Source organism: Arthrobacter sp. TMP15 (genome assembly GCF_039529835.1).
GTDB lineage: Bacteria > Actinomycetota > Actinomycetes > Actinomycetales > Micrococcaceae > Specibacter.
In genome coordinates, this window is record NZ_CP154262.1 from 750,031 (window position 1) to 769,036 (window position 19,006).

Sequence of the window (19,006 nt, forward strand, 5' to 3'; positions counted from 1 at the left end):
CAGCTTGAGAGCAAGCGGCAGCCGTGGTGTCAAAGGAGCCGCTAATGAAAGCTTTGCACGTGGAACCAAGTACCGGTCCCGTTGCCATTGGATCGCGCATTCGCGCCGCTCGCCAGGATCAGCGACTAACGATTGAGCAAGTGGCTAACGCGACGGGACTGACAAAAGGGTTCCTTAGCAGGGTCGAGCGCGATCTCACCTCACCAAGTGTGGCCTCCCTTGTGACGCTGTGCCAAGTTCTCTCAATTTCCATTGGCGAACTTTTCGCAGCCCCGGAAACCCACTTGACGCGTAGGGGAGAGGGCCCGCGCATCTCCTTAGGCGGTGAGGGAATCGTAGAGCGCCTGCTGAGCTCACGCTCTGAACGTCGCCTGCAAATTCTTGGCGCCACTATTGAACCTTATGGGTGTGGCGAAACTGAACTTTATGCTGTTGATTGTGATGTGGATGTTCTGCACATTATCAGCGGAGAATTGACATTACGCATGACCCACGAGTCCTATGACCTGCGCGCAGGGGACACGCTTTCATTTCCCGGCCGGGAACCGCACAGTTGGCAGAACCATACGGCGTATCCTGTTGAAGCGTTGTGGATTCTTGTGCCGGCAGCCTCGGGCTCTGGGGTCAACTAACCCACATGCACCCACGGGCGGGCCACCAGATCCGGCTCGGCCTCGCGGAGCACCTCCCGGGTTACCGGTGCAATTTCGCCCTCTCCGATAAACAGATACTTCAGTAAATTGGAGATGGGGTTCCCCTCGGTCCAACGGAAGTAAATGTGCGGAATAAGCCCCGTAACATCGCGAATATGTAGCAGAACAGCGGCAATGGTATTGGGCACATTTGAGGCGTGTACCTGTAAAATTTTGTAACCGTGCCGGGTGATACCACGTACCTCCAACGCCGTCTCAAAATCTGAAGAGTCATCCACAATGACCTCCATGAACAGCACCTCTTTAGGATTGCCAATATCATTGACGTGCGCGGCATGGGCAAGCTTGCGTCGGTAGGCAGAGGAGCTGCGAGTCTTTGGGTCGTGGGAAATGATCCGCAACCCGCCTTCGTCCACGGCTGCCACAAAGTTCATGGCTGCCTCATCCAAACGAATGTAGGTGGCCCGCAGCTCAAAGGATCGACGGATCCTCGAAAGCAGGCTAACAAGGACAATGCCTAGAATGAACAGCAGCGCGATCTTCAGACCGTCAGGGCGTTCGATCGAGTTCGCCACAGTTGTGTACATGAAAGCTACTGAGACGGCACCAAAGCCAACAGTCTTTACTCGCTCACCTTTGCGCCTGGCGGATAAGGTTACGGCGATCGCTGCGGAGGTGATGAGCACCAGAACACCTGTGGCATAGGCACCTCCCTGAGCGTCGACGTCGGCCTTGAAAATTACTGTGATGAGAATTGCGACGGCGGTGAACACCAGCACCAGGGGTCGCACGGCGGCTGCCCACTCGGGTGCCATGCCAAAGCGCGGCAAATAGCGTGGGACGAGGTTCAAAAGCCCGGCCATGGCGCTTGCTCCGGCGAACCACAAGATGGCTATGGTGCTGATGTCATAGACTGTGCCGAAGCCTTCGCCGAGTAGTTTGTGGGCTAGGAAGGCAAGAGCGCGTCCATTGGCTGCCCCACCCGGCTGGAATTCGGCGGCGGGAATCAAAATAGTGGTGGCCAGCGAGGACGTGATCAGGAAGGTACTCATGATGACGGCCGCTGTGGTGAGGAGCCTATGAGCGCCCTTGATTCGACCCTCAGGATTAGTATCCGTGTCGGTGGGGTGACCCTTGATCTGCGGCATGACGGCAACTCCCGTTTCAAACCCGGACAGGCCCAAGGCAAGGCGGGGAAAGACAAGGAGGGCGATGGCAACAATCATGATTGGGTTGCCGTGTGATGTGGTGAGCGCGCCCCACCAATCGGCAGTCAGCAGGGGACTGTTCACCACGTTCACCAGTGCCACACTGATAACTACAAGGTTCAGGACTAAAAAGAGGGCCACTAGAACCACTGCAATGCTGATGGCTTCCTTGAAGCCCCGCATGAAAACAGCTGCCAAGGCAGTAATCAAAACAAGTGTGATGATGACGTTTTGCCCATGAAGGAAGTCCGGTGCGAAGGGATTTTCAATCACATGGGCGGTGGCGTCCGCGCTTGAGAGCGTGATGGTGATCATGAAGTCGGTGGCCGCGAAACCGAGCAGAGCCAGCACAAAGAGCTTGCCCCACCAGCGCGGAAGCAGGCGTTCAAGCATGGCGATAGAGCCGGCGCCACGTGGGCTCTCCCTGGCTACCCGCTTGTACACGGGAAGTGCGCCGAACAAGGTCACCAGGACAAGGACAATGGTGGCTATCGGAGCCAACACCCCTGCTGCCAGCGCTGCTATGGCGGGCTGGTAGCCAAGGGTTGAGAAGTAGTCAAGACCTGTCAGGCACATGACTCGCCACCATGAGTGCGGTTTCTGGTGTTCTGCTGGCCGGCCATGCGGTCCCTGACGTTTGCCGGAACTTTCGGGCATGCCTTCTAACAACCACTGGTGCAGCGCTGCTTTGCCCCGAAGCTTTCCGGCGCCTCCGGGATCGGCCGGAGCCTTGGCAAGGGATGTCACGTGCGGCCTTTCGTCTTCGCTACCGCTAAATTGCGGAATTTACCGAGCTGTGGCTGCGGTTGCAGTTGATGCGCGGCTACTGGAGACTAGCACCGGTGTGCACCGATTAAGGTCGGTTTTGACGAAATCTATACGCCCGACTTTTTTTGCACGCCTGAAGGCGACGAGGCCATTTTTAGCAGGCGGCAGCACTGTTCAATGTTCTTCAGCAGGAGCCCATTGTGAGTCTCTTAGAGCGGGGCTGACATGGGACTCGCGGCTAAGGCGTGTTGGTACTGATCCGGCTTTGGGCAGTGGGATTGTGGCCGGAGCCATCCCAGGCTTAGCCCGACTTCGCGTTGAGGGAGCCCGCCACAAGTCACCTGCGCAATTCTCAGGAGTTTATTGGCCCGGCTGCCCTGCGCTGTCTGCGTTGAAGGGCCCGGTAAATGGTGGATCGGCTGATGGAGAATAGTTCGGCTAGTTCGGCCATGGTGTATTTACCCTCATTGTGTAGTTCAAGGAGGGGGGCTTCTTGCTTCACCGTGAGCTTTGGCTGCTTTCCCCTTAGCCTGCCGTTGGCCTTGGCAACCTTCATTCCCTCGCGGGTGCGCATACTGATGAGGTCGGCTTCAAACTCGGAGATCATTGCCAGAACGTTGAAGAGCAGTTTGCCCATTGGGTCAGCGGGGTCATGGACGGAGCCACCAATGCTGAGCTTGACTTCACGGCTGGCGAGGTCGTCCGCAATTTGGTGGGCGTCCCGGACGGAACGGGCTAGGCGGTCGAGCTTGGTAATGACGAAGGTATCTCCGGCCCGGCATGCTGCGAGGGCTTCGCGAAGTCCGGCCCTGTTCTTGTTCCTACCAGTAAAGCCATGGTCAACGTAGACGCGATCCGGCTCAACGCCGAGGATAGCCAAGGCATCACGCTGTGCGGTGAGGTCTTGTTCTTCCGTTGATACACGGGCATAGCCAACCATGATCTCAGAGATGCAGTCCAGTGTGTCATATACGCTCCGCGGGATTCTATCGATCGAAGCAACACCTATTTCAAGGTGATTCGATATGTATTTGAGTTCTTCTTCTCCAACAGGCATCAGGTTTTTGGCCTCGATTAAGCAGGGGAATGGTCTCAAACCTTCCGCCCGCGCGGCTGGTGTCCACCAAGAGGTTGGATATCGCTGGTTGCGTGAAAGTTATCTGGGATTCCGCTGTGATGGAAAGAATCCGGCCGAGGCAACGGAGGCGTTGGGGTTCACCACTTCTAGGATCCCGGCGTGGGAGGCTGCAGTGGGCGACACGGGACGGCACCACCTGCAGGTCGACGTCAAGGATGAAGTCACATTCTGGGAGGCATTTGATGCTGGCAAAGATCTTGCCCAGTCCGCTCTTGTGGCCGGGGTTGGCCGCTCGACGGGGTATCGGTGGCTGCAGGTGCGTTTCGAGCAGTTCCGGGGCCAGAAGGTTACCTTGAAGCGTTGTCAGTCCAGGCTGCGGCTGACGGATCATCGCTGCCACGCTTTGGAACGCGAACGCCTTGCACGACTGGCAACACAGCGAAATGCGGCTGCTGCAGCCCAACACGCCGCCGTCTTGTCATCGGGGCGGTACGCGGACCAGGTGCTGGCTTCAACGGTGTCTGAGTCGAAACAGCACCGCTTGGAGCGGAACACGAAGTACTGGCAGCTGATGCGAGAGGGCAAAAGCAACGCTGAAGCATGCAGACTTCTGGGTATGCACAGACGAACAGGCACGGTACTGCGACAAGCCAACAATTTCCAGATTCCGTCCCTCAAACCGGTGCCGGAACCGGCCGGCCGATATCTCCAGTCCCGTGAACGGCTGCAGATAGCCGACCTGCTGGAACTGGGTCATTCCATGCGTTCAGTGGCCCGCGAACTAGGCCGTCAACCCTCCACCATCAAACGAGAATTGGACCGTCATCGGGACAGCGAAGGCCGCTATCTGCCCCGCACCGCCGATCATGACGCCAGAGTGCAGCGCGCACGGCCGAAGACCCACAAGCTCGCCTCGAATCCTCGGCTGCGCGGACTAGTGCAACGCAAACTCAATCGCTGCTGGTCCCCTGATGAAATCTGTGGATGGATGAAGAAAACCTACCCCGAGGACCTCACGCTGCGGCTCTGTCCGGAGACGATCTACCGGGCCCTGCTGTTGCGCGATGGCCAAGGTATTCACAAGCGTTACGCCACTAAGCTGCGGACCGGTCGAAGGATCCGCAAGACTCGCTGGCGTAACCGGACTGGGCAAGGTTCACGGATCCGCAATATGACCATGATCGACCAGCGGCCGGCCGAGGTTGAAACACGGTTGGAAGCTGGCCATTGGGAGGGAGACCTGGTGATCGGGGTCGGATCCGTATCAGCCATGGTGACTTTACGAGAGCGGAAAACCCAGTACGGCATCGTCGTTAATCTGCCGTACGACCACACGGCGGCAAGTGTGAACGCAGCCATCAGCGGTGCGTTCGCGAAGCTCCCACCTGCCATGAAACGAACACTGACCTGGGACCAAGGAGTCGAGCTGGCCTCGCATGAGGAACTCACTCAAAAAACCGGCGTGCCAGTGTATTTCGCTGAGCGCTCCAGCCCCTGGCAACGCGGCGCGAACGAGAACTTCAACGGCCTACTTCGCCAATACTTCCCCAAGGGCACCAACCTCGCCGTTCACAGCACACAGCACGTTGCCAACGTCATGCGCGAACTCAACACGCGTCCACGAAAGACCATGGACTACGACACCCCAGCAGCACTATTCAGTACCGAACGCAAAGCATCAACCAAGATTATGAGGTAGCCTCGAAATATCGGGATAACGACCCCAATTTCATTCAATTGTTGCGTCGACCAATAGAATCCGCCCTCCCATCACCGGTCAATTCACCGGACACCTCTTACGGCACAGTTGGCAACTATCAGTCACAACGTTGCATGTCAGGGGTTGGTTTGTTCGGTGGGGGACCGGCTTACGGGACGATTCGAAATGTTAATCCGAACAGACCTCTAACGGGACGAAGACACAGATTTGATAACCAAAAAATGTGCACTATCTGGTTCGTCTTGCGGGTAGCGGGGGTGACATTCAGCGTTGCGATCTATACCCGAGAGCATTTGCGATAAGGGTCTTCGCGGAACCATGCTTGTCTAGCGAGAAATCCCGTACTGTGAGGGAATGGATGTTCAGTGGATGCCAGAGCACGATGTTGGAGAAGATTTTGATGCCCCCACATATAGGGCGCGCATTTGGTCTGGTCCCCCCAAGCCTGGATATTCCTGGGCTGTTGATGAGTATGAAATCTCCAACGCCTCAAACGTCAGGGAGGCGATTGCCTGGGCGGAAACCGAAGCTGCAGGCCGGCCATTGGAATTCTTCGTTAAATGGTTTGAGACGGCATTGAGGGCGCCCGATTACGAGATTGTTCAAGATCCTCGGATGATGAAATTGTTTGGTACGTCTCCCGAGTAAGATTAGAGATCAGGCACCCTCTGTGCGGCACCGATCTGGTTTAGGGTGCGCAGCCCCTTCAAGGTTCCCCTCTGGAACTGCCATGGCACGACTTTCCGGCTCCCGCGTGCCCCTGAATCCACTGGTCGGTATCCGACCGGCTTGCGGGACGCCGAAACTCTTATCCGGACATACCCCTTGTGGGTGCTTCTTGCGAGGATGGGACGGTGGGCGATCGGCCACCCGCATGGAAGACCGAGGGTATCTTCCAGAAAGCAAGCTCTTGTGTAACGCTAAGGGAAACGGCTAGATTCATGTCGTCGGTGATTGTTGATAGCGATCGTCACGACACATAGGGCAGGGGGACCCCATGAAGACTCGTAAGTTTTGTACGTTGAGTGCCGCCATCCTGATGGCAGTAGTTGTCGGGATGTCAGGCCAGGCAGCGTCCGCTTCATCGCTCACGTCGGAAACAACGGTAGGCGTCACCACCGTTGCCGCGCCCCAGGGTCAAGACCCGGTCATGGTGGCGGCAGCAGAATACAGACCGTTTACGTCGGCGAATTTTCGGTACAACCTGATCCAGCGAACCGGTTACGACCCCGGGTCACGGTGCCAGGAGCACCACACCATGCCCCTGGCCTTCAGTACGTACTTCGGCTCCAAGGGCATTCAGATCCGCGACCCGCAGTTCGGTCTGTGGTGGGTTTCGACTGCCGGGGTGGCCAACAATCACTCTTCTCTGGCCGCCGGGTACAATCGTGACTGGAAGAGATGGATTGACCAGAACCCGAACGCGACGAAGGCAACCGTGCTTCAGTTCAATGCGTCGATTAAGGCCGTTTACGCGGGCTGCTACCGTTGCTGAAAGGTGAGAGCTTGTCCGAGTGGTTTCGCATAGAGGCCAGATCAAAACGCAACGACGTGTGGCTCGGCGTCTGCGGACAAGGTAAGCCGAAGATCATCGGAGATCCCTGGTACATGCCCGACGGTGTCACCAGTGTCTACCCGTTCATCGTGGACTGGCGTCCTGAAGAACTTCCGTTCCCGGTATGGCTTGCTCCCTTCAACGGAGGCAAGAAGTACGGTGACCTGCTGTGGACCGGTGGGATGGCGTTGAAGATTGCCTCCACTCGTTTCATCGAGGCACTTCGCGCCGCTGAGGTCACCGGTTACCGAACCTTCGACGTCGAGGTTCGAGACCACGCCGGCTCGCCTCTCGAGGGGTACACCGGCTTCGCGACCGATCCGTTCCCGGGCTCTGACATTCAGAATATCTATGGCCAGACGGTTCAGAACTATGTTTTCATCGCCACTCAGCGTGTCGTCGAGGCATTGCACGATCACGGAGTTGACCAGCTGGAGATCAGCTCCTACACCCCCGACTGACGTCGAACCCCTCGCGCAGAGGACGAATCGCGCAAGCACAACCTGGTGTCGGAACATACACTAGTCTCAGGCGCCGCGGCCACAAGAGGACGAGACTATCGAATCCATTAGAGACTTGTGCCGATCGGCACGAAATTAGCGATGCTGGATCTCGAAAGAATTGCCGTGACAACGAGTAGCTTTCGGGTCCATTAGTCGGTTCGAAACAATTCTGGCGAACCCTGTCCGCAGGAGGTTCCACTTGCGGCTACTGTGATCTGTGCAGATTTGGTATGAGTTTTTGGAAAAATGACGGCATCTCTGCGGGCTACCCATTCCGAGGGCGCAGCCATGGTCCCCTTGTCAGGGCACGGCTTCTACACTAAGTTTCGTGAATGGGGATCAAATGGCGTAATCAGAGATGTTTTCCGATTCTTGCCTGTACCACCGCTACTTTGCTCGCACTATCCGCGTGCACCGGGGCCCCACAGCAAACGAACGAGTCCAATCTCCCTGTCCCCGCACCCTCATCAAGCGTGTCCACATCGTCACTGGATTCTGAAATTAGTCCGCACGCCAAGGGAACCTCACTTCAATTCGAATGCGTCAATCCCATCAGGACTGGGCTCACAGCAGTCGATCTTGGTGCAGGGCCGGAAAAGCCAGGAGTACCGGAAGTTTTCTACATCAACACAGCCTCCACCGGAATAGACGCAAACCAGTGGGGCGCCGGCGTTACCTCTGACGGCCTCCAATTCCAAAAGATGGGCCTCGTCATGAAGGCAGGCACCGCTTTCACGTTAAGCGTGCCCGCAGAAATGCGCGACAGCATGAAGATCGGCTGGTCAAATTCCGGGTATACACTCGCCGACGAATTAGTGATTCCCGGTTGTTCATCCGCACAAGCCAACGCAAACTGGCTTGTCTACCCCGGCGGGTTTTGGCTCAAGGAACCCGGATGCGTTCCCCTCGAGGTAACAACGGACCAAACGACCCAGACCACCTACATCCCAATCGGCAAGACCTGCCCCTGATCGCATGTCCGACCGTCCCAGTAGCCGTTCCACCTGAGGGTGGATGGAAAGGAAGACTCAGCCGTGTTTGGATGAAGCATGGTCATCCAACAGATCCGGCTCATGCGTATCACCGTCGTCATGCTGGCGCTTGGGTCGATCCTGGCCCAAATTTTCATCACGCCGCACGTCGCGAGGTCCTTTGCGGCAGCGTATCCTGAGGTCGCCTACCTAGAGCGCCCGTACACCATCGCCGTCATCGTTGCGATCGCCGGCTTTGAGCTGGCACTGCTGGCGGTCTGGCAAATTCTCTCGATTGTGAAGCGGGGAGCAGCGTTCACCGGGTCACCAATGCGTTGGGTTAATTTTATGACAGTCTGGCTCCTCTTCACCGCAGCGACATTGATCGGCATCATCATGCACGCCACTTTCATTGCAAACATTGGCACCCCCGTTATGCTCTTCGGGCTTCTCGCCTCTATCGCTTTCGGAGCAAGCGCACTGGTCTTGAGGACAGCGGTGAAGCGCGGACTCCTAACCGGTATATTCCAAGACGACCCTGAGCAAGGCACCCCTGCCCCGTAGACCGACGTGCTTCACTCTTTGCGTACGTGATAATTGCGCTGGTTCCGTCAGTATGGTTTCGCCTGTACCGGTCTTGGTTCGGCTTGCGATATCCGGGGGCTAAGTTACGTGGTGCTTGAGTGGGCATGATTCCAAGTCTCAGCGTTCCTTGATGCCATAATGTGCTCTGCCGTCATCAAACCGGTAACCAATGGTAAAGGAAGAATAAATCACGCCATTCTTGAACTGGGTCTTTACCTCCTCGGCGAATGTATCCGCTTCGGCCACGGTGGCGAAGACACCAAGGATGGTGTCGTGTGGGCTCTCATCACGCTGAACGATCCAGACTTTGTGCTCTGACTGCATCTTGGAAGTCTCTCTTACCGGCCTCTGCCCCGCAACAGGTTCCCCTACGGGCTCAGAGCTACCAGGCTAACGACTTCTGATACTCGTGCCGTCGCTTTCTGAAAGCGACAGTTGCATAGCCAACGGTCAATATGACCAGCTGTGATCCTGAATTGCAGAGGTACTGAGGTCAACGGCAGTCGCTAGACACCGGAATTGATGCGAATATTCATATCATCGATTATGATGTGAATATTCGTATCACAGCATCGTCTGTGTCAATGTGGAAGGCTCAAAGTGTCGAAACAAATAGCGAAGATCCATTCACCGGCTGATCTAGGGATGGCTTTGCAGCAGGCGAGGCTGGCCGTAGGAATGTCCCAGAGGGAGCTTTCCGCGCGGACAGGCGTCACGCAGAGCGCTATCAGCAATCTGGAGTCCGAGGCCTATACTCTCTACGCGGAAAGGCTTTCTAAGCTCTTGCGCGAATGCGGTGTGACCGTCACCGCGGAGTGGGACGATAGTACTGAAAGTGGAGAACCTCAATGAGACTCCATGTTGAGTTGAGCGGTCAGTTCATTGGGGTGCTGAGCGGTGACGAGCGCACATTCGACTTCACACCGGCACGCACGGCTATCGATCATTTCGGGGTGGGTAGCCGGGCCTTGTCCGTCGCTGTGCCATTGGTCGCGCGGCCAAACAGGGCGCACGCGTCGCGGAGGCGGAGCTTCTTCGAGGAACTCCTCCCGGAAGGAGACCAGCTTGAGTTCATGCTGGCGATGGCCGGGTTGCGCAGGCGCGATGCTTTGGCGTTCTTGGCGCGGTTCGGGCGCGACATCGCGGGCGCGCTTCAAATATGGGACGCTGACAATCCTACGGAGCCACAGACCCCCGAAGCCCGGCCGGTGTCGGAGGAGGACGTGCACGTCCTGCTGACTGAGCGCGCCGCGAACCCGCTCGCTAACTCCGGCGTTCTGGGCAAGACTTCGCTCGCCGGCGTGCAGCCGAAGATTGTTCTTGCCCAGCTGGACGGCGGATGGCACCAAGTCTTCGGCGGGTTCCCGTCGACGCACATCGTGAAGCCGATAGTTTCAAACCGGCCCACGGAAATATTCGATGAAGAGTACGGGGCGCGCTTCACCCGTGCGCTTGGCGTTGCCAACTTTGACACGCATCTTGCAAACTTTGGCGGAACCGATGCGCTCGTTATTCAACGGTTCGACCGTGATCTTGCAGTTCCAGGCGGGAGGGTTCACCAAGAAGACTTCAACCAGGTCCTCGGAGCCGCCGGGAACCAGAAATACCAGGCGTACGGCGGCATCGTGAATCTGAAGCGCATCGCTGAAGTACTGAGAACTCACGGTCAGGCAAACGATATGCGGAAGCTTGCCGTCGTCACAACCCTCGGTGTCGCCATCTCAAACCTCGACATGCACGCGAAGAACCTGGGTCTTCTGCACTATGCCGATGGGCACATTGCATTGGCGCCAGCGTATGACTTTGTACCTCATGGTCTTCGCGAAGGGTTGGATGGGCAGCTGGCCCTCGCTGTGAACAAGAAGTACTTGCACGCGACCGTCACCAAGGACGATCTCGTCCTCGAGTTCAGTTCGTGGGGCATGCGCGGCACTAAAGATATCGTCAACGACACGCTTGAACAGGTGCAAGTCATTGCCGCTAGGGAGGAACCCGTTACTCAGGCGGCGATAGGATTGGCCGAGAATGCTAGTGCGACTGTGCAGCATCTGCTCGACGGACGTGCCGCGGGCGCAATGGAAATGGGCCCGTGACAATCAACGACGAGAGATTTATGCGCTAGCGCCAGCATGCCGTTTCGGACTTACATGCCTCGTTCTGCTTCCCTTGGATCAGGCCTTCAGTCCAGGCCACCAACGTGTTCCGTCCAAGGTTCACCAGTGGACACCACCCCCCCCCACCCCGTTTCGCTGTCTCGTTGTGAACTCCACCTAACCGGGACCGGACCAGCCAGTAGCAGGTTGTGTCAGGTCGTCCATCATGTTGTTCCAGACCAAGCCCTCAGGCCCTGTGGTTGACTGTTGAACAGCAACATTGCTTTGACCACCGTTGTTCTATACTCATAGCGAAGAATGCTTGGGGGCTTCTGAATGTTTGAACCGAAACGAATCGCAACACGAGGCTTCTTCCTGTGGCGTGTCGCTTCCCTGCTGGCCCCGCTATTCGTGGTCCTTGCCTTACTGCTACCACTGACAACCGTTCCAGCGGCAGCCCTTGTGACCCTCACTCTGGTATTGGGTTTCCCCACCTGCAAGTCGATGCTGCAGCAACGTAATTCTCGATGCAGCACGTCCTGGTGGCTCGGGTTATCCGGAGCATCAATTTTGGCCTTACTGGCCAAATGGATGCTGCTGGCGATGCCTTTCCCCCGATATGCAGACTATTTCCCTCCAGAGCATGTGTCGCCTCTGCGCCAAGCAATCCTTGACAACGCGTCAGTGCTTTATTGGGGAGCCAGCTGGGTAGCGGTCATCACCACCATCGCTGCGGTAGTCGTCCTTAGCCGATTGTTCCAAAAAATCCTAGCAATTCATCGGCAGACGGTGCTTGAGACTAGCCATTTATAACCAAAGCCATTGATTGCTACCTGAAATAAAGCTCGAAGCGCACCCTCAAGAACGGATCAACCGTAAACAGTGCCGTAGGCCGTTCCCGTTATGGGTACGTGTTAGCTGTGTAAGCGGCCACTGAAAATGACGCACCCGGATCTGTCACCAGCTATGCCCAACCACTCACGCCCTAGAATCGAATGATGCATCACCTTCTGCGCCTGGATGATTGGACCCCTTCAAACCTGCATGAACTGTTCTACGTGGCTAGAGAATTCGAACAGGGGTGCGGGCCACGCGTAAAAGGCAGCGCCGTGCTCTTCTTTCCGTCGTCCAGTCTTCGCACGCGGGTATCGTTCGAGCGCGGGGCCTTGCTGATGGGGCTACAACCTATAACTCTCCCGCCCGAAACGCTCGACAAGCCGGAGGCACTGGTCGATGTAGCGGGCTATCTTGGGCAGTGGGCGGATATAGTGGTCGCCCGTCATCCCAGCATCGCGCTTCTTGAGGAGATCGCTGCGGCGAACGTCCTTCCGGTGGTGAACGCCATGACCGATGTGAACCACCCATGCGAGGTCTTGTCCGACTTGTATACTCTCTCCGTGACCAGCGATCCATTGGAGCTGCGCTACCTTTTCGTGGGGGCCGATGGGAACATCTCTCGGGCGTGGCAGGAAGCTGCACGTGCCTTTGGGCTCGACCTGGTCCAGTGTTGCCCGCCCGAGTTGTCCAGCCCGGGTGCTGCGTGGAATGGCGACCTCAGGGACGCTTCAAGCCGCGCTGACGTGATCATTACCGACGGCCCTGGCAAACACGCAGAAGCCCTTGCCCCCTATCAGGTGACAGCCGAGGTGTTGCATTGGGCACCCGATGGGGTCCGGCTGGCTCCTTGCCCGCCATTCGTGCGTGGGCGAGAAGTCTCCGCCGATGCAATCGCTAGCGCGTCCTTCGTCGGTCACGGATTCAAGTCGGCCTTGCTGCCGGTACAACAGGCCATCATGTCAATGCTTCTAGACTCGGCTCGTAAATAACCGTTCAAGGTTCGGCTTGCGAGTTGCTAGCTTGTGCGTGGAGTGTCGCTGCACTTCAGTCGACGCGCGTGGCTACACGGTCGCAGAGCGTGACCCACTCACCCTCGGGTTTGAACTCCCAGTGGTGAGTTTGAGTACGACTGTCGTCGCTGAATGTGATCGTTGCTCGTGCCTGTTCGCCGGTGAAGTGCCACGTGTCCCCGTCAACGTCTACCTGATAATTGTTTGCGAATCCGCCATTGTCTATGGTCCACGAGAAATAGCAGCCTCGCTTGGGATCCCAGCCCAGGAAGCTCATCGTGTCAAACGGTCCATTGGCATGCTCATCTTGCACTATAAAAAACCCGCCCGAATACCAGTGAGCGGAGTGAACGCTACGCCACGGTCCACCTTGCCTGTCGGTTCCAAATGCCGTGCCCTCTGCAGTCCAGTCGCCGAGAAAAGCTGTCAGCCTCATGTGCTCATTCGTCATGAGGAGACTCTGGCATATCGACAGGTCCTTCGTCTAGGACTCGATGCGGTGGGCGGACATTTCGTACAATTTGTCCGTTTAGGGTTGCCTAATACGGATCGGTCAGACCTTGACCTTGGTGTGTTCGCCCAGCAAGATCGGACAACCGCACTTCGGGATGTCAGCCCCCAATGCGACAAGGTCCTGGAGTTTGTTTCACATGAGGTCTGGCCGTTTGAAGGCGTATCTAAATTAGCTATCAGTTATCCTTCGGGCGAGGAGGCGTAAGCTAGCGCTTCGACCAGCTGCGGGGCAATAACGTCACGGCATACGTTCTCTATGCCGCGATTATTCCATGAAATCTCTATGCTGAAAGTTTGAAGATTCGCGACCGGAACGGGGTATATAAGGAGAAAGAACCCTTCCCAGATACCCGCGGTAGGCATATAACTCCACCCGCCTGAAGATAGAGGCCCTGGACCCCATTTTTCGAGGAACTCAGTATCATCTTGATACTCGGTGTCGCCCACCAGTTGCCAGCGACACCGCACTGTAAGTGAATCTGGATCTGGGGTCTCGTGCGGCATATTAAACGGCCGGCCAGCGGATAACGTAGCGCCTTGCGCCATAAAATCTTTATCCACTCTGATGGCTGCGTTCATCACGAAGCTCACTTCGTCGTTCGTTGCCGCTAGTCCTCTGAGGCTTATCACCACGTCGGCAGTGTCGACCATTATTGGATCTGATACCGAGACGGGGTATGGAATCCGGATTCTTGGGTGTTCGGAGACTTCCATAGACGAGAGATCCTTAGATCGTTGATGGGGCATCGGAGATATCGAGCCGATGTCGAAATTAGTCTCAACACTAACGTCACCCCTCTGCGTCCGGGTGCCACAATTCGTCCGAGAAATTTTGCCAAGTGACTTAGCGCCATCGACACCACATTAGAAGCCACTATTGATGCCTCCGACGCAACTGACCAAAATCGTAATTCAGGATCCCCTCAGGGTTCGAGATACGGGCCGGCATCAGCCCCGTGACCAGCACAGTCCGACGACATATGCTCGAACCATGGATGACATCATGCGAGTGCGACGGCATATCGACCTCTCGACAGAGGAACTTGATGCGCTGGAGAAGCTTTTCGATAGCGAATACCGGAGCGAGTTCGGCGTATGGAACCCGGATGCACCCTACGGCTATTCGCCCGCAGACACTCACGTGCTGGCGTTTCGCGGTCAAACACTGGCTGCACACGTCGGGTTCCAGCGCCGCTCGATCTCAGTAGGCACCCATGAAGTCATCGTGGCCGGTACGGGAGGTGTCTTGGTCGATGAGCGCTCACGCGGTACTGGTCTCGGTGCACGAGCGATGCGGCTCGCTCAAGAAGTGATGCGAGATGAAGCCGGTGTCGATTTTGGCTTTCTCGGGTGCCGAGAAGAAGTCGTGCCGTTTTACGAGTCGGCGGGGTGGGTTCAGATCCACGCCTCGGAACGGTGTTTATCCCGCCTCGACCAGAGGTCAGTCATCGTGTCCGAGGGCGGACCGAACCTCATCTGTTCCGCCAACCATCACGCGAGTCAGTGCCCGCAAGGTGATATCGATCTTCGGGGTACACCCTGGTGATCGAACCATCCCGTAGAGCGTTCCTCGAATGGATACCCTGAAGTGATCAGGACTATTCTTTGTCCGGCGGGTAGTGATGGAGGATAGGTGCATGGTCAGCGCGGTGAAGGATGAAGGTTGCGTGATTCGAGTTGGGGGCCGATCGCGAGGTGATGTCATGCAATTGCTACACAGCGCAAATTTCTTGCTCAATGTCCACGCCGAGACGCTGCTTGCTCACCCCGCCTTCGACGCACTAGAGAGTCGAAGCTTACGAATCGTGGAAAGAACGGTAGAGGAGCTTGGCTTCGAGAGCGGGGCTACTTGGTCACGGGTCTTCGCCGCTGCGAAGAACCAAGGCCTCGAACTTTGCCCCTTAGTGACGGGCCCCTACCTCCGATTGGCGATGATGGAGCAGGCGGACGCGCCGGACTCCGTCTTGTCTGCAGGCCGCGCCCCGACTGGAGCAATCCACGTCGCTTCCGAGCCGCCGAGCGGGGACGTGGAGTATCCGAAGGGGTTCTACATCCGTGTCGTGGGCGGGCGGGCGTGGCTCAGGGGTTACCGGTGCGATGACACGTATGAGTGTCCGCCAGAACAGCGGTTCGCATTCGTACTGCCAGCTGCCCGACAAAGCGCGAGCTCATTCTCGGGCCACAGGAAGGGGTAGCGATCCCGATGCTGCTTCGCGTTACGGTGGTGGTTCCACAGCGGACAGCAGCACCGATCTCGCCGCCACAGTTGAATTGGGTGGTTCAACTTCCCGGAGCTGGACCGTCATATGGGACATCCTGACAAGGACGAATCGAACTTGGTTTGGTGACGATCAAAGATACGCTGGCCACATGGTCTACAACACTCATCAGCGCGAAATTGCAGCCCCTGCTAGTGAAGTAGGGTCCCTCATTGACTCGCTTGCGAGTAAGAATGATCGGCTGTGGCCCCGAAGCGAGTGGCCAGCAATGCGCTTGAATGGACCGCTTGGCGTGGGCGCAGCGGGAGGACATGGGCCAGTGCGCTACGTTGTGTCTGTATTCGAGCCCGGCAGGCGGATCGAATTTCAGTTCACCGGCCCATCGGGTTTCAATGGGCACCACGGTTTCACTGCAACCAGCCTTACGGACAATTCAACGCTACTCCGGCACGAGCTTTCCGTGTCGCCGAGCGGAGCGGCGAAACTCACCTGGCCAATCTTCTTCAGACCTATGCACGATGCTCTTATCGAAGAAAGTCTTGATCGCGCAGAAAACGAATTTAGTTCCTCACCAGATGCTGCACACCGCCGGTCGCTGTGGACGAAGATACTTAGGGCACCATTCTCCGCACGGATGACCCGCAAGTAGCAAGCCCAGTAGAGGTTCGGCTTACGGGGGCGCTTTGCCACCAATAGAGTGTTGCCGAGCTCAGAATCGGTAACGATCAGTGAGAATAGGGCCATGCCATACGCCAACGACATCGTGACGTTTCACGAACCACCTGTCCCCGAAGGGCAATCACCCTATTCTTGGCGCCGGGGCGTCACTGACTTTCGACATAGTCGACTGGCGTGATGAATGGCCCGGGCAATTCCAATTGCTCGCTAAACAGATCAAGGATGCTCTGGGCTGGCGCGCGCTGGTCATCGAACATGTTGGCTCAACCTCCGTTCCAGGCCTCCCCGCCAAACCGATTATCGACATTGACCTGATCGTCGCCGACCCCAACGATGAGGCGTCATACGTTCCAGCACTTGAACGTGCCGGTTTCGAACTACGGGTTCGGGAACCTTGGTGGTTTGGACATCGCGTCCTGCGCCACTTGGAGCCGCCTTGCAATCTGCACCTCTTTGGCTACGACAGTCCCGAGGTAATTAAGCATCGAATCTTCCGCGACTGGCTTCGCGCCAATCCTGACGATCGTGTTCTCTATTCAGATACCAAGCGCGAGGCGGCAGCTTTGTCTCAGGACGCCGGCGAACATTCCATGCAGTACAACGCCCGCAAGGAACTCGTCATTAGGGAGATTTACCGTAAAGCGTTCATCGCCACAGGTGTACTCAAAGCCTAGGAACGACAGAAAGGGGCGCACCGTTCCACAGACTGTTCCCGCTACGTACAGGCTCTGGGTGACATCCATTGGCAAGGTATGGTGATGACCGCTTGGACCTGCCTTACGATTTATGCCTTTTCTGCGGCGACCCCATTTTGTGCCGGCCAGCAGACCCGAAAGATCGGGGCGGACAAGGAGTGCATAAAAATGCTCTCAACTTGCCCGCCCCATGTTACTGGTGTTGCTCTGGCCCTCTCAAGCTGTCCGAGAACCAGGTGTTACTGATGTTGCTGTGTCCGCCTCCTCCTGCTTGACGGTCCGGTACTGCTGGTGCTGCCCTGGCCGCCTCAAGCTGTCGACGACTAGGAATTACTGGTACTGCTTGTGTTGCTCTGGCCGTCTCAAGCTGTCGACAACCGGATGTTACTGCAACGGTGCTTCCCCCTCTAGAAAAGCAACTACAACCACTGTGGGCGGGGGAACTTCCGTTCTCTTTTTCTTACGAGAAAAAATATAGCCACTCTCTGAAATCTCGTCAAGTCGACTTTGGGAGGTCTGAGTTAAGTCGCCTCTAGGGTTGGCACGGGACCTACCTGATGGCTCGCAATCGCTCAGCAGTAAGTGATCGAAGTCCTCTGCCTTGACGATTGCTCCCGGCCCCTTCCTCATGTCTGAGCTGCTAGTAGCTCCGGCCCTTACGCAGGATTTTCACGGCCCCGGTTCTCCTGCACGACTTGCGTGCCCTGGATGTCTTTCCGGAGACTTTAGCGACTACCGCCCTGGGCGGGGTTCCTTAGCCTTGGTCGGCACTTAACCGCGCTTGTAACAGCATCCTCGATGGCCACGCCGTGAAGACAGGCAGCCAGCCCTTCGCCTCGCTAGACCAGGTCGTATTTGAGGCCAGTCTCATCACGCAGTGCTTCGCATCAGTCCGTTTTCTTCGCCCGCGTACTGCTAGCAGCTCTGGTCTCCCGGACGGCTTCAACCAGCACCTGGGTTGACCGACCCGTTACCACCTCTCCCGCAAAGCGTTCCTGCTTCGGGGATTGTGGGCTTTTCCGAATCCAGAGGACGGGGACGCTGGCAAAGCACACCTACCCCCGCTTTGGGACGGGTCAGGTACCTCCAACTTTGTTTGAGGCAAATGGCTAAAATGAGCTGAATCACGGCTTGATGTTGGCGCGGTTCTGGCAACATTGAGTGTAAGAAATGGGCTTGGATATTGGCAATCCGCCACGGAAAGTTTGGTCGAGACATGCGGGAATGGCTCGGGCAGCACCGGAAGGTCATCATTCCGCTGCTCTTAGTCGTGATGGCTTTGGTATCACTTCTCGCCTACAGGACAAGTGGAAACACTTGGTCCTTTGGGCTATTTTCAACCCTGTTCAATCTAGTGTGGTGGGGCGGGCTCTATTTCCTGTATGCGAGGGAAGCCAGGAAACGGAAGCGCTCTTTAGAGCAGCGAGGCATCTTCGTCTACCTAAGATATCCGGGTTCCCGCCCGGGGTCGTTGCAGGACGTGTGGGCCGGCGGAACGGCAGCCTGTTACCCACATCAAATTCTGTTCCAAGAGGTCATGTCCGGGTCAGAAGTTCCTCTGGGAAAGCCGACAACATTGGACGTCGTCAGTGTCCCCGATCTTCCAGAGCCAGTCGCTGGTGGCAAGGCGGGCCACCTGCCACCAGGACTGATGGTACTGACTCTGGCACTGTCCCATGGCGCCGTGGAGATCGCTGCTGAACCTATAGCTCTAGAAAAGCTGAAACAACAAGTGTTTCATGGTGGCCCCCTAGCCTGATTCTGGCCTGGACAGATGTGAAGCACAACGGAGCGGCAGCCTCCGAGGAGGACCTAACACAGCGTCCCGCAGGAGGGTCCCCTCCGGGCGGGGAGCGAGTGGTTCGATCTCCTCGGTTCGTATTCACGACTATCGCGTCCTGCAAGGGTTTCCCTTGCCTG

General features: G+C 56.9%; 19 protein-coding genes. 14 read left to right on the forward strand and 5 right to left on the reverse strand.

What is annotated here, in order from left to right:
• Nucleotides 1–44 precede the first annotated feature (44 nt).
• Nucleotides 45–632, forward strand: coding sequence for a helix-turn-helix domain-containing protein (locus AAFM46_RS03330; protein WP_283530774.1), 588 nt, complete (start codon nucleotides 45–47; stop codon nucleotides 630–632).
• On the opposite strand, the gene AAFM46_RS03335 is transcribed toward AAFM46_RS03330, so the two are convergent.
• Both AAFM46_RS03335 and AAFM46_RS03340 read right to left on the reverse strand, forming a co-directional pair.
• Nucleotides 629–2,608: an amino acid transporter gene (locus AAFM46_RS03335; RefSeq protein WP_343319557.1), complete on the reverse strand. Its 1,980-nt coding sequence runs from the start codon at nucleotides 2,606–2,608 to the stop codon at nucleotides 629–631. The two genes, AAFM46_RS03330 and AAFM46_RS03335, sit on opposite strands and share 4 nt — an antisense overlap.
• Before the next feature lie 373 nt (nucleotides 2,609–2,981).
• The gene (locus AAFM46_RS03340) at nucleotides 2,982–3,581 is read right to left on the reverse strand and encodes a recombinase family protein (RefSeq protein WP_343320340.1); all 600 of its coding nucleotides are present in this window, start codon (nucleotides 3,579–3,581) and stop codon (nucleotides 2,982–2,984) included.
• A gap of 73 nt (nucleotides 3,582–3,654) precedes the next feature.
• On the opposite strand from AAFM46_RS03340, the gene AAFM46_RS03345 reads away from it, so the two are divergent.
• The 6 genes from AAFM46_RS03345 to AAFM46_RS03370 all read left to right on the forward strand — a co-directional run bounded on the left by AAFM46_RS03345 (nucleotide 3,655) and on the right by AAFM46_RS03370 (nucleotide 9,020).
• Complete coding sequence (locus AAFM46_RS03345; protein WP_343319559.1) at nucleotides 3,655–5,406, forward strand: IS30 family transposase; 1,752 nt, start codon at nucleotides 3,655–3,657, stop codon at nucleotides 5,404–5,406.
• A gap of 390 nt (nucleotides 5,407–5,796) precedes the next feature.
• Nucleotides 5,797–6,075 carry a hypothetical protein gene (locus tag AAFM46_RS03350; protein ID WP_343319561.1) on the forward strand — a complete coding sequence of 93 codons (279 nt, stop codon included), beginning with the start codon at nucleotides 5,797–5,799 and terminating at the stop codon, nucleotides 6,073–6,075.
• 349 nt (nucleotides 6,076–6,424) lie between these two features.
• Nucleotides 6,425–6,922 (forward strand): hypothetical protein, encoded by a 498-nt coding sequence (locus tag AAFM46_RS03355; protein WP_343319562.1) that lies wholly within the window; start codon nucleotides 6,425–6,427, stop codon nucleotides 6,920–6,922.
• Nucleotides 6,923–6,933: 11 nt separating this feature from the next.
• On the forward strand, nucleotides 6,934–7,443 hold the full coding sequence (locus AAFM46_RS03360) for a hypothetical protein (RefSeq protein ID WP_343319564.1): 510 nt from the start codon (nucleotides 6,934–6,936) through the stop codon (nucleotides 7,441–7,443).
• Between the two features lie 515 nt (nucleotides 7,444–7,958).
• A complete protein-coding gene (locus tag AAFM46_RS03365; protein ID WP_343319566.1) occupies nucleotides 7,959–8,456 on the forward strand; it encodes a hypothetical protein in 498 nt (165 codons plus the stop codon).
• A 78-nt stretch (nucleotides 8,457–8,534) separates the two neighbouring features.
• Nucleotides 8,535–9,020: a DUF2975 domain-containing protein gene (locus tag AAFM46_RS03370; RefSeq protein WP_283530762.1), complete on the forward strand. Its 486-nt coding sequence runs from the start codon at nucleotides 8,535–8,537 to the stop codon at nucleotides 9,018–9,020.
• Between the two features lie 138 nt (nucleotides 9,021–9,158).
• Here AAFM46_RS03370 and AAFM46_RS03375 read toward each other — a convergent pair whose 3' ends face one another.
• Nucleotides 9,159–9,365, reverse strand: a complete 207-nt coding sequence (locus AAFM46_RS03375; protein ID WP_343319568.1) for a hypothetical protein — start codon at nucleotides 9,363–9,365, stop codon at nucleotides 9,159–9,161.
• Between the two features lie 321 nt (nucleotides 9,366–9,686).
• On the opposite strand from AAFM46_RS03375, the gene AAFM46_RS03380 reads away from it, so the two are divergent.
• From AAFM46_RS03380 to AAFM46_RS03395, 4 genes are all read left to right on the forward strand, one after another.
• Nucleotides 9,687–9,893, forward strand: a complete 207-nt coding sequence (locus tag AAFM46_RS03380; protein ID WP_343320341.1) for a helix-turn-helix transcriptional regulator — start codon at nucleotides 9,687–9,689, stop codon at nucleotides 9,891–9,893.
• Nucleotides 9,890–11,134, forward strand: a complete 1,245-nt coding sequence (locus AAFM46_RS03385; protein WP_343319570.1) for a HipA domain-containing protein — start codon at nucleotides 9,890–9,892, stop codon at nucleotides 11,132–11,134. Before AAFM46_RS03380 ends, AAFM46_RS03385 begins: the two co-directional genes overlap by 4 nt.
• Nucleotides 11,135–11,470: 336 nt before the next feature.
• The gene (locus AAFM46_RS03390) at nucleotides 11,471–11,947 is read left to right on the forward strand and encodes a hypothetical protein (RefSeq protein WP_343319572.1); all 477 of its coding nucleotides are present in this window, start codon (nucleotides 11,471–11,473) and stop codon (nucleotides 11,945–11,947) included.
• A 182-nt stretch (nucleotides 11,948–12,129) separates the two neighbouring features.
• Nucleotides 12,130–12,960 (forward strand): ornithine carbamoyltransferase, encoded by an 831-nt coding sequence (locus tag AAFM46_RS03395; RefSeq protein ID WP_343319573.1) that lies wholly within the window; start codon nucleotides 12,130–12,132, stop codon nucleotides 12,958–12,960.
• A gap of 55 nt (nucleotides 12,961–13,015) precedes the next feature.
• Here AAFM46_RS03395 and AAFM46_RS03400 read toward each other — a convergent pair whose 3' ends face one another.
• Complete coding sequence (locus tag AAFM46_RS03400) at nucleotides 13,016–13,432, reverse strand: DUF1579 family protein (RefSeq protein ID WP_343319574.1); 417 nt, start codon at nucleotides 13,430–13,432, stop codon at nucleotides 13,016–13,018.
• Between the two features lie 242 nt (nucleotides 13,433–13,674).
• Nucleotides 13,675–14,208: a hypothetical protein gene (locus AAFM46_RS03405; RefSeq protein WP_343319575.1), complete on the reverse strand. Its 534-nt coding sequence runs from the start codon at nucleotides 14,206–14,208 to the stop codon at nucleotides 13,675–13,677.
• A gap of 277 nt (nucleotides 14,209–14,485) precedes the next feature.
• Here AAFM46_RS03405 and AAFM46_RS03410 point away from each other — a divergent pair, with 277 nt between their 5' ends.
• The 3 genes from AAFM46_RS03410 to AAFM46_RS03420 all read left to right on the forward strand — a co-directional run bounded on the left by AAFM46_RS03410 (nucleotide 14,486) and on the right by AAFM46_RS03420 (nucleotide 18,845).
• Complete coding sequence (locus AAFM46_RS03410) at nucleotides 14,486–15,040, forward strand: GNAT family N-acetyltransferase (protein ID WP_343319576.1); 555 nt, start codon at nucleotides 14,486–14,488, stop codon at nucleotides 15,038–15,040.
• 1,512 nt (nucleotides 15,041–16,552) lie between these two features.
• On the forward strand, nucleotides 16,553–17,065 hold the full coding sequence (locus AAFM46_RS03415; protein ID WP_343320343.1) for a GrpB family protein: 513 nt from the start codon (nucleotides 16,553–16,555) through the stop codon (nucleotides 17,063–17,065).
• 1,558 nt (nucleotides 17,066–18,623) lie between these two features.
• Nucleotides 18,624–18,845, forward strand: a complete 222-nt coding sequence (locus AAFM46_RS03420) for a hypothetical protein (protein WP_343319578.1) — start codon at nucleotides 18,624–18,626, stop codon at nucleotides 18,843–18,845.
• Nucleotides 18,846–19,006 lie beyond the last annotated feature (161 nt).